The 10,280-nt window shown below is 72.1% G+C and carries 9 protein-coding genes; 2 read left to right on the top strand and 7 right to left on the bottom strand.

Annotated elements, in window-relative coordinates:
- Window positions 1–640, top strand: a 640-nt coding sequence (locus F8271_RS27190) for a potassium transporter TrkG (RefSeq protein WP_305069497.1), incomplete at its 5' end; no start/stop codon positions are given.
- Window positions 641–657: 17 nt separating this feature from the next.
- Window positions 658–1,326, top strand: coding sequence for a TrkA family potassium uptake protein (locus F8271_RS27185; RefSeq protein WP_151492702.1), 669 nt, complete (start codon window positions 658–660; stop codon window positions 1,324–1,326).
- A gap of 38 nt (window positions 1,327–1,364) precedes the next feature.
- Here F8271_RS27185 and F8271_RS27180 read toward each other — a convergent pair whose 3' ends face one another.
- The 7 genes from F8271_RS27180 to F8271_RS27150 form a co-directional block, all read right to left on the bottom strand.
- Window positions 1,365–3,002, bottom strand: a complete 1,638-nt coding sequence (locus tag F8271_RS27180) for a serine/threonine-protein kinase (protein WP_151492701.1) — start codon at window positions 3,000–3,002, stop codon at window positions 1,365–1,367.
- Window positions 3,003–3,073: 71 nt separating this feature from the next.
- Window positions 3,074–4,636 carry a fused MFS/spermidine synthase gene (locus tag F8271_RS27175; RefSeq protein ID WP_225854791.1) on the bottom strand — a complete coding sequence of 521 codons (1,563 nt, stop codon included), beginning with the start codon at window positions 4,634–4,636 and terminating at the stop codon, window positions 3,074–3,076.
- A gap of 36 nt (window positions 4,637–4,672) precedes the next feature.
- Window positions 4,673–5,689 (bottom strand): hypothetical protein, encoded by a 1,017-nt coding sequence (locus F8271_RS27170; protein ID WP_151492700.1) that lies wholly within the window; start codon window positions 5,687–5,689, stop codon window positions 4,673–4,675.
- A gap of 143 nt (window positions 5,690–5,832) precedes the next feature.
- A complete protein-coding gene (locus tag F8271_RS27165; RefSeq protein ID WP_151492699.1) occupies window positions 5,833–6,642 on the bottom strand; it encodes an inositol monophosphatase family protein in 810 nt (269 codons plus the stop codon).
- A complete protein-coding gene (locus F8271_RS27160) occupies window positions 6,635–7,087 on the bottom strand; it encodes a response regulator (RefSeq protein ID WP_151492698.1) in 453 nt (150 codons plus the stop codon). Before F8271_RS27160 ends, F8271_RS27165 begins: the two co-directional genes overlap by 8 nt.
- Window positions 7,084–8,817 carry an ATP-binding protein gene (locus tag F8271_RS27155; RefSeq protein WP_151492697.1) on the bottom strand — a complete coding sequence of 578 codons (1,734 nt, stop codon included), beginning with the start codon at window positions 8,815–8,817 and terminating at the stop codon, window positions 7,084–7,086. Before F8271_RS27155 ends, F8271_RS27160 begins: the two co-directional genes overlap by 4 nt.
- Entirely contained in the window at window positions 8,814–10,058 is a 1,245-nt protein-coding gene (locus F8271_RS27150; protein WP_225854790.1) for a PP2C family protein-serine/threonine phosphatase, read from the bottom strand. The genes F8271_RS27155 and F8271_RS27150 overlap by 4 nt, the downstream gene beginning before the upstream one ends.
- Between the last annotated feature and the right edge of the window lie 222 nt (window positions 10,059–10,280).

Here is a 10,280-nt window from a genome sequence, read left to right as displayed (position 1 = left end):
CGTCGCCCTGGTGCTGCTCGGCTTCGTCGGCCTGCTCGCCGCCGAGTGGACCAACGCCAGCACCATCGGCTCGTACGACGCCGAAGGCAAGGTGCTCGCGTCGTTCACCCAGATCGCGTTGAGCCGTACCGGTGGCTTCAGCGTCCTGGACATCGCCGAGCTGCAGGAGGAGAGCTACCCGCTGCTGATCGTGCTGATGTTCATCGGCGGTGGCAGCGCCAGCACCGCCGGGGGCATCAAGGTGTCCACGTTCTTCCTGCTGGCGTTCACCATCTGGGCGGAGCTGCGCGGCGAGCCCGACGTCACGGTCGGACACCGCCGGGTGGCCACCGCCAGCCAGCGGCAGGCCGTCACCGTCGCCCTGCTCAGCGTCGCGCTGGTCGCGGCCGGGACCATGCTCCTGCTGCTGCTCACCGAGGGGGTGCGCTTCGTCGCGGCCCTGTTCGAGGTCACCTCCGCGTTCAGCACCACCGGGCTGACCATCGGCCTGGCCGGTGAGCTGCCGGCCAGCGGCCAGGTGGTGCTGACCGTGCTGATGTTCATCGGCCGGGTCGGGCCGCTCACCCTCGGATCGGCGATCGCCCTGAACACCCGGCGCAGGCTCTACCGCTACCCCCAGGAACAACCCATTGTCGGCTAGCTGCGAGGAGGGTCGAGGTGTCGGCGAGACGATCGGACGGCGGCGGCATCGTGGTGATCGGGTTGGGTCGGTTCGGCTGCCACCTGGCCGGGTCACTCACCCGGATGGACCGCGAGGTGCTGGCCATCGACCGCAATCCGGACCAGGTGCAGCGCTGGTCGGCCCAGCTCGACCGGGTGGTGCAGGCCGACGCGACCGAGGAGGGGGCGTTACGGCAGCTCGGCGTCACCGGGTTCGGCCAGGCGGTGGTGGCCATCGGGGCCTCGGTCGAGGCGAGCGTGCTCACCGTGCTGGCGTTGGCCGAGCTGGGTGTGCCGCAGATCTGGGCCCGCGCGACATCGCAGAAGCACGCCAAGATCTTGTCGTCGGTGGGCGCGCACCACGTGATCTTCCCGGAGGCGGAGACCGGCGACCGGGTGGCCCATCTGATCGTCAGTCGGCTGCTCGACTTCATCGAGTTCGACGACGACTTCGCGATCGCCACCGTCCGGGTGCCGGAGTCGCTGGTCGGTCGTACGCTGCTCGACCTGCGCCCGGACGAGCGCTACGGGGTCCGGGTGATCGGCGCGAAGGCGCCGGGTGAGCGTTTCCGGTACGCCTCGGACAACACGGCGCTGGCCCAGGGTGGGGTGCTGGTCGTGGAGGGCGGGATCGACCAGGTGCAGCGGTTCGCGGGACGACGCTGACCGTCAACGCCGACGAGGTCCGTGCCCCTCGGGATGTCTCATCCTTTTCCCGGACCACCCGGCCCCTTGGCATCGTTGGGCTTCGGGGCAGCCTTGGCCGGCTTCGGCGGCTTCGCCTTCGGCGCGCCGCCGCCCGAGCCGCTGCGTACCGTCGTCTTCTTCAGCGGGGCCGGCACGGTCGCCGCCTTGCTCGGCGGGGCGGTGGACGGCGTGCTGCCGGCCACCCCGGAGACGCGTACCCCGCAGGTGGAGTCGCCCACCCGGAACTCCACCGGTAGCGGGTTCGCGCCGCTGTACGTGCCGGCGAGGGTGAGCTTCTCGGCCGCGCCGGGCACCAGGGTGGTGCGCTGGGCCGCCGGCCGGATCAGCACCGTGCTCCCCTGCTGCTGCACAGCCGCCGGCTCCGCCTTCGTCACCGTCTGCTGACCGGGGAAGGTGAAGCTCATCGTCCAGTCCCGCAGTTCCTGCTCACCGCTGTTGGTCAGGGTCAGTTCGGCGGCGAATTCCTTGCCGGAGTCGGTGCGCAGCGCGTACGCCACCTCGCAGGGCGCCGCCTTCGGCAGGCTCATCCGGGCCTCGGTGGTCGGCCGGTCGTCGCCGCTGGCCGGGCTGCGCGAGGTGAAACCCCACATCGCGCCGGTGACCGCGATCAGGCCGACGGCGGCCACCCCGGCCTCCACCCGCCGGCGGCGTCGGTGCTCCCGACGGGTCCGGTTACGGGTACGCGACAACGGCAACGCGTCGGTCGCCGCGGACCACGGCAGGATCGTGGTGCCCGCGCTGGCCAGTGCCGCGGGGTCCACCGGGCCGGCGGCCGGCGAGACCGGCACCGCCGCCAGCATCCCGGCCGCCTCGGCGAGGGTCCGAGCCAGTTCGGCCGTCGCCGGACGGTCGGCGGGCTGCTTGGCCAGGCAGCGCCGCACCAGGTCGGTCACCTCGTCCGGCAGGCCGGGCACCGGGGGCATCGGGTCCGGGTCGTTGTACATGTGCGCCCGCAGCATCTGCGTGGTCGTGCTGGCCTGCCACGGCAGCCGGCCGGTGAGCATCCGGTAGAGCAGCAGCCCGACGGCGTAGACGTCGGTGGCCGGGGAGACCTGGCCGTTGTCCAGCCGCTCCGGGGCGAGGTACGCGGGTGTGCCGAGCAGCGCGCCGTCCGGCCCCTTCTCGCTCTCCCCCACCAGCGCGGAGATACCGAAGTCGACGACCTTGACGCCGGTCGAGGTGAGCATCACGTTGCCCGGGGTGACGTCGCGGTGCACCACGCCGCGGGCGTGCGCGGTGGCCAGCGCGGAGCTGACCTCGGCGGCGATCGTCACCGCCTCCCGCCACGGCAGGCGGCCCTCCCGGCCGAGCCGGTTGGCGAGCGAGGCGCCGTCGACCAGCTCCATCACCACGTACGGCACGGTCAGGCCGACCTGCTCGGACTCGCCGTAGTCGTACACGTTGGTGATGTTGGGGTGGCAGAGCCGCGCGGCGGCCTGCGCCTCCACCCGGATCCGGTGCCGGAAGGCCCGGTCGCTGGCCAGCCGGGACGCCAGCACCTTCACCGCGACCTGGCGACCGAGCACCTCGTCGTAGCCTCGCCAGACCACCGACATACCGCCCGCGCCGAGCTGCTCGACGAGCCGGTACCGCTCATCGAGGAGTTGCGCGCCGTTCCGGTCCCCACCACCCATGGTGGCCGTTGTTGCCCGCGATGAGCCGACCTACACCTTGAGGATCGAAATCGGTCAGGGATGTCACCCGATCAGGCGGTCGCCAAGAGTTGGTCCACCGGGGCGTAGTCGTCGGTCAGCACCAGCGCCGAACCGATGAAGTCGGTGAGTTCCGTGCCGGACAGCAGGCTGACCTTCGGGTCGACCTCTCCCAGCCGGGCGCGGATGGCGTCCAGCGGCAGCGGAGCGTCGGAGCCGACGATGAGGAGGTTGGCGCCCTGCTTCTCGGCGAGCGCCTCCGGTGGGGCGATCACCGCGACGTACGTGAACTCGGCGGCCACGGTGGCCAGCTCGGCGCGGATGAACCGCAGCGGCGGGTAGTCGATGACGTTCTGCACGTACACCCCGCCAGGGCGGGTCACCCGCCGGATCTCGGCGGCCATCTCCCGGGTGGACAGGTGCCACGGCACCACCAGGTGGCCGAACGCGTCGCCGACGACCAGGTCGCGGCTGTCCGCCGGCTCGCCGGCGACCAGCATCCGGGCGTCACCCACCACCACCCGCAGGTCCGGTCCGGTGCGTACGCCCAGCTCCTGCTCGCCCAGCTCGACCAGCCCGCCGTCGATCTCGAAGACGACGTTGTCGGTGCCCGGCCGGGTGGCGGTCAGGTAGCGCGGCACGGTGAAACCGCCGCCGCCCAGGTGCAGGGCGTCCAACCGCTGCCCGGCCGGAGCCGCGACGTCGGCGATCGCGCCGATCCACTTGGTGTACGCGTACTCCAGGTGCTTCGGGTCGGCCAGGTCCACGTACGAGTGCTGGGCCGAGTTGAGCAGCAGCATCCGGCCGCTGGGCCGGCCGGGGTCGGTGGTCACCCGGGCGCAGTGGTACGCGGTCTCGATGTCGCAGGGGTTCGGGGCGATGGTGGTCAGTCCCGCGCCGATCAGGCCGAGCACGGCCAGCGCGGCCCGGGTCCGGGCCGGACCGGGCAGGTCGGTGCGCGCCTGCCGCCGCAGATAGACCCCGAGGCCGATGCCGGCCAGCCCGAGGGCCACCGCCAACGCCAGCAGGATCACCGTGCTGGGCAGGGCGGCGACCAGCACGAAGCCGGTGAGCAGGGTCGCCGTGATGCCGCCCAGGGTGCCGATCCCGGACAGCCGGCCGACGACCTGACCGGTACGCCGCAGGTCGGCGAGTTGCAGCTTCACCACCAGCGGGGTGACCGCGGCGAGCAGCGCGGCCGGCACGAACACGGCCAGGGCGACGAGCAGCAGGATGGCGCTGGCCGCACTGCCACGCAGCACCTCGCCGGCGTACCGGACGACGGGCAGGGTGATCGCGGTGGCGATGCCGGCCAGCACCAGCGCCGGCGCCAGCAGACCACGCGGGTCACGCCGGTCGGCCAGCCAGCCGCCGGACCAGGCGCCGTAGGCGATCGCGGCCAGCGCGATGCCGATCACCGAGCTGGTCACCTGGAGGGTCACCCCGACGTACGGGCCGACCAGGCGCAGGGCGACGGTCTCCAGCACCAGCACGGCGCCGCTGGAGAAGAAGACCAGGAACGCGGCGAGACCGTTGGGCAGCGCCCGGCCGGTCACCGGCACGGGTGCGGCCGCGGAGGTGGGCGGTGCCGCTACGTCGGATGGTGGGGTGCTCATCGTCGCGATGGTACGCAGTGAAGCTGGCGCTTCGGGTCAGTACATCGAGAGATGAACGTGGTTCGTGTGGCTGGCGGCCGGACTGCCGCTGCCGCTGTACGCGCGCCAGCCGGTGCCGGGATGCCAGATCTGCTGATACCAGATCACGTAGAGCACACCCAGCCGGTCGGCGTTGCGCACGTGCCAGGCGGCCAGGCTGTCGCCGTACGCCCTGTCGCCGCCGGTCGCGTTGCGGTCCTCGAAGCCGTTCGTGGCGGCCGCGAAGTCGCAGGCACGTCCCTTCGGGTGCTCACCACCACCGCCCGAACGTTGGCAGGAGACGTGCCGCTTGTAGCCGGCCGCCTGGGTCTGCTTGAGGGCGTTGAGCGTGCGGGGGGTGATGCAGCCGGACGTCGTCGGGTCCTTCACCGAGCAGGACTCCGACGGCCACGACCCGTCCGGGTTGCGTGGCGCCGGCTTGGCCGAGGCGGAGCTGCCGCCGCTGAAACCGCTGCTGCTGCCGGAGCTGACCTCGGCGAGGGCCGCCTCGGCCTCCTTCTTCTTCTTCGCCATCACGGCGAGCTGCTTCTGCTGCTCACGCACCTCGGCGTCGATGGCGATCTTGGCCTGCTGCGCCTGCTGCTGGGCGTCGACGAGATCGCGCAGCCGCTTGCTGTCCCGCTGGGCCATCAGGTCGAGGTCGGCGGCGCGTTGCAGGAACGCCTGCGGCGTGGCGGTGTTGAGCAGCATCGACGCCGGCGTGAGCCGACCGGCCCGGTACGACTGCGCGGCCACCTCACCGACCTGGGCGGTCAGCCCGACCAACCGGCCCTCGACCGTCTTCAACTCGCCGATCAGCGCCGTCTGCCGACGCTTGGAGTTGTCGAGTCTGGCCTTGGCCTCGATGTGGCCCTTGGCGGTCAACTCCAACGCGTCCTGGAGCTTCTTCGTGCCACCCTCGTCGGGCTCCGCGTACGCGGGAACGGCTCCACCGACGAGCACCAGCGCGACGGCGGCGAGCACGGCGAGCAGAGCGCGGCGAGCGCGCCGCTGGCTGAGCCTGGTCCTGGGCACGAAAGCGTCCTTCCGTCGACCGCCGGCCTGCTGGCGAAGACCGCCGGTCACGATACCGGAACGCCCGCCGGTGACCAGCCCTGTGACCGTCCTGCCGCCCGGGTGTCGACGCAGCGTGCCACCACGATCGCGCGGTGCGCGGATCAGGAGCTGAGGAGGGCCTCGTGCACCTCGGCCCAGACCTGTTCGTTGGCCGCGACGAGCAGACCACGACCCTCGTCGGCGGGGTGGTAGTCGACGCCGTCGAAGCGGCGGGCCACACCACCGGCGGCACGCACGAGCAGCGCGCCCGGGGCGTGATCCCACGGCAGGGTGCGCCAGAAGATGGTGAACTGCTGCTCACCGGTGAGGATGTCCAGGTACTCCCGGCCGGCGCAGTGCTGGCCGGGCAGCAGCTCGCCGAGTCGCCGGCCGCCGGCGCGGACCCGGTCGCGGGTCTCCGGGGGCAGGAACCGGGTCATCGCCGCGCCGCGCAGCTCGCCCAGCGGCGGCACCCCGGCGCCGCCGTCCACCGGTTGGCCGTTGAGCAGTGCCCCGTCGTCGGCCCAACCCGAGGCCAGGGTCTCGGCCAGCGGGTCGAGGATCCAGCCGGCGGTCGGCCGACCGTCGGTCAGCAGCGCCACCATCAGGGCGAACGGGCGGCGGCCGGCAGCGAAGTTGGCGGTGCCGTCGACCGGGTCGACCAGCCAGACGTCCCCGCCGTCGCGCACGTGCCGCAGCAGCTCGGGATCGTCGGCGACGCCCTCCTCGCCGACCACCATCGAGCCGGGGCGCAGGCGACGCAGCCTCGCGGAGATCAGCTCCTCGGCCCGGCGGTCGGCGACGGTGACCACCTCGCCCGGGGCCTTCTCCGACACGTCGGCGTCGTCGAGCTTGCGGAACAGCGGCAGCACGACCTGCTCGGCGGCCTCCCAGAGGAGATCGCCGACGTCGTCGAGCAGGGTGTCAGCCACGCGGCGGCAGCTTGACCACGCTGACGAAGAACTCGTCGATCTGGCGGACCACCGAGATGAAGCGCTCGAAGTCCACCGGCTTGGTCACGTAGGCGTTGGCGTGCAGCTGGTAGCTGCGCAGGATGTCCTCGTCGGCCTGGGACGTGGTGAGCACCACCACGGGGATGCGGCGCAGATCCTCGTCCTTCTTGATCTCCTCCAGCACCTCCCGGCCGTCGCGGCGGGGCAGGTTGAGGTCGAGCAGGATCAGGTCGGGTGCCACCGCGTCGGCGTACGGGCCCTCCCGCCGCAGGTAGGCGAGCGCCTCGGCGCCGTCGGACACGACGGTCAGCCGGTTGCGGAGCTTGTGCTCCTCGAACGCCTCCTGGGTCATCAACACGTCACCCGGATCGTCCTCCACGAGCAGGACCTCGATCGCGCTCTTGCCGTCCGCTGGCGCGGTCATCCCACCGTCTCCCTCATGTCACCCGTTCTACCGCTTTCCGGGGCTCCGTCGGCCCGGTCCGGCCGGTCCGGGTCGGTGGACTGCTCCGGCGCCTCGGTCGAGACCGACGCGTCGCCCGTCGCGGGAGGCTGCGGCTGCTCCGGCGAGTCGACGGCGGCGGCCGCGGCGGCAGCCGCCTCGACGTCCTCGGGGAGCGCCGGCAGAGTGAACCGGATCGCGGTGCCCTCCGCCACGTCGGTGTCCACCCAGACCCGGCCACCGTGGTATTCCACGATCTTCTTGACGATGGCCAACCCGATGCCGGTGCCCGGGTACGCGTCCTTCGAGTGCAGCCGCTGGAAGATCACGAAGATCTTGTCAGCGAACTCCGGTTCGATCCCGATGCCGTTGTCCTGGCAGGTGATCTCCCACTCGGTGCCGACCAGCCGGGCCGACACGTGCACCTTCGGCGGCACGTCCGCACGGCGGAACTTGATCGAGTTGCTGACCAGGTTCGCCAGCAGGTTCGTGAGCAGCGGCTCCTCGCCGCGGATCACCGGCATCTCGGTCCAGGTCAGCTCCGCGTCGGCGTACTGCCGGGCGGCCTCGGTCTGGCCGGCCACGTCACCCAGCACCTTGTTCAGGTCGACCTCGGTGAAACCGGTGGTGAGGCGGCCGATGCGGGAGAACGCGAGCAGGTCGTTGATCAGGCGCTGCATCCGCTGCGCGCCGTCGACGGCGAACGCGATGTACTGGTCGGCCCGCTCGTCGAGCTGCCCGGCGTAGCGACGCTGGAGCAGCTGGCAGAAGCTGGCCACCTTGCGCAGCGGCTCCTGGAGGTCGTGCGAGGCCACGTACGCGAACTGCTCCAGGTCACGGTTGGACCGGGTCAACTCCTCGGCCTGCTTCTGCAGCTGGCTGTTGACCCACTCGATGCGTTCCCGGGCCTCCCGGACCTCGGCCAGGTCGGAGGCGATCTTCTGGCGCATCGCGTCCACGTCGTCGCCGAGCTGGATGAACTCGGGTGGGCCGACGGTCGCGATGCGGTGCTGGTAGTCGCCCTCGGCGACCTCGCGGACCTGGGTGGCCAGCCCGGTCAGCGGCCGGATCACCATCCGGTCCAGCGAGAGCAGCAGCACCGCGCCGGCCACGACCACCACCAGGGCGGCGACGATCAACAGGACGACCAGGATGTTGCTGCTGCTGCGGACCGCGGCGGCGGCCTTCTCCCGGGCGACCAGGATCTCCTGCTGGAGGTCCCCCACCGCGGAGCGGACCTGGTCGAACTGCTGCCGGGCCTGGTCGGTGACCAGCGCCTGACCCGCCCTGGTGCCGCTGCGCTCGGTGATAGCGATCACCGGCTCGGCCACCGACTGCCGCCACTGGCCGGCACGTTCCTCGACGATCCGCAGCTCCTGGCCGATCTGCGGATAGTCGTCGAGCAGCGCCCGCATCGCGCCGACGACGTTCTGTTCCTGCGCGAGCCCCTCCCGGTACGGACGCAGGTCGGCCGGCTTACCGCTGACCGCGTACCCGCGAACCGCCGTCTCCTGGTCGAGCAGCGCGTTGAGCAGCTCCTGCGACTGCACCCGCAGCGGGCCCGTCTGGTTGAGGATGGCGTCGATCTGGGTGCGGTTGCGGGCGGCCATCGCCGCCTCCGCGGTGGCCAGACCGATCAGCAGCACACCCACAACGGTGAGCAGGGTGATCACCCGGCGGCGCAGACTCCAGCCGCCGACCACCGGCTTCACCGGCCACCACCCCGGCTGACCAGCAGCATGGCCACATCGTCGGCGAGCGGACCGCCGTTGATCTGCTCGGCCCGGCCGACCAGCCACGCCGGCAGCTCGGGCAGCGACACCTCGCGGTTGGCCGGCTCGTCGAGCAGCCCGCTCAGACCCGGCACGTCGAGGCGCTCGTTGCCGTCGCCGACCCGCCCCTCGATCAGGCCGTCGGTGTACATCAGCAGGGACCAGTCATCGGTGTCGAACTCCAGGTCGTAGGCGATCGGCCGGCGGGGTCGTACGCCCAGCAGGAGGCCGCCGGGCGCGGGTACCGGGGCGACCTGGCCGCCGGAGAGCAGCAGCGGCGGCGGATGCCCGGCGAGTCGGACGGTGGCCCGGTTGGCGTCCAGGTCCAGGCGGGTGGTGGCCACCGTCGCGAAGATCTCCTGGAGTCGGCGCTCGCTCATCAGCACCTGCTCCAGCGCGGGCAGCACCTCGTCGTCCGGTACGCCGGCGAGCACCAGCGCCCGCCAGGCCACCCGCAGTTCGACGCCGAGCGCCGCCTCGTCCACCCCGTGCCCGCAGACGTCCCCGACGATCAGGTACAGACGGTCCGGGCGGGTCTGCACCACGTCGAAGAAGTCGCCGCCGATCAGCGCGGCGTGCCGGCCCGGCCGGTAGAAGGTGTGCACCGCCACCTGGTCGGTCGTCATCAGCGGCTGGGGCAGCAGACCGCGTTCGAGGCGGGCCGACTCGGCCTGGCGCAGCTCGACCTCGCGCAGCCGGCGGGCGTTCTCGTCGGCCCGCTTGCGCTCCACCGCGTAGCGCAGCGCCCGGGTCAGCAGCACCCCGTCCACCTGGCCCTTGACCAGGTAGTCCTGTGCGCCCTCGGCGACCGCCACGATGCCCAGGTGCTCGTCGGTCCGGCCGGTCAGCACGCAGACGGCCGCGCCGCTGGACATCTCCAGCACCTGACGCAGCCCGTCCAGCCCCTGCGCGTCGGGCAGGCCAAGATCGAGCAGGACGCAGTCGACGCCGGTGATCCGCTGCCGCGCCTCACTGAGGCTGGTGGCGACCAGCAGGTCGATCATCGAGTTGGTCTCGGCGAGCAGCTCACCAACCAGGAAGGCGTCGCCCTCGTCGTCCTCCACCAGCAGCACCCGCAACCGCTCGCCCGGCGGCAGGTTCGCGTGCCGCGCCAGGCCGCCGTGCGGGTACGGCACGACGGCAGAACCGGCCAGGCCGGCCCCCCGGTGCGGCCGGGTCACCGCCGCGAGACGCGGGAGTTCGCTGGTGATGTCGGGCTCCTTCCGAGTGCCCCGCTGATCCTGTATTAGACAACGGTCGCACACAACACGGTGACCGAGGCGCGGGCGGGGATGGGGCGCGTCACTGCCCGCCGACGAACATACGGGGCGATCGGTGGCCGACCGGCCATCCCGCCCGGGGTCGCCGGACGGCAGGATGGTGCCACCCCAGGCCCCACCACC

The sequence above is a fragment of the Micromonospora sp. ALFpr18c genome (genome assembly GCF_008868155.1).
Lineage (GTDB): Bacteria > Actinomycetota > Actinomycetes > Mycobacteriales > Micromonosporaceae > Micromonospora.
Note: the sequence above shows the minus strand (reverse complement) of the source record. Positions and strands in the feature narration are given on the sequence as shown.